Genomic DNA, 243 nt, shown 5'->3' with positions numbered 1-243 from the left:
CAGCATTGGAATCCCACCAAGGCGATTGCTCGCAGGGTCCTTCATGCTGCTCGACCCGTGGCTGGCCCTCAAAACTGGCTCAGTGCCGTTCTGGCTGGTGTTCAATGCCAAGCCGTCCGTCGACGTGCTGCATGCCTATCTTAACGACGGGCCAGCCTTCGACGACATCTTCATAACACTGTTTCCGAACGGCGTCGAAGCCGTCGGACAGGCAACGATTTCGGATTGGCAGGGTGTGCTCGA

1 pseudogene is annotated in these 243 nt (G+C 58.4%); it reads left to right on the top strand.

The features are described 5' to 3' along the window. Positions 1–43 precede the first annotated feature (43 nt). Positions 44–243: pseudogene (locus tag SB772_RS44785) on the top strand (hypothetical protein); the annotation flags it as partial.

The sequence above is a fragment of the Paraburkholderia sp. SIMBA_030 genome, from assembly GCF_046535245.1.
Taxonomy (GTDB): Bacteria; Pseudomonadota; Gammaproteobacteria; order Burkholderiales; family Burkholderiaceae; genus Paraburkholderia.
The sequence above is the reverse complement of the archived record's forward strand: the minus strand, read 5'-3'. Positions and strand labels throughout refer to the sequence as shown.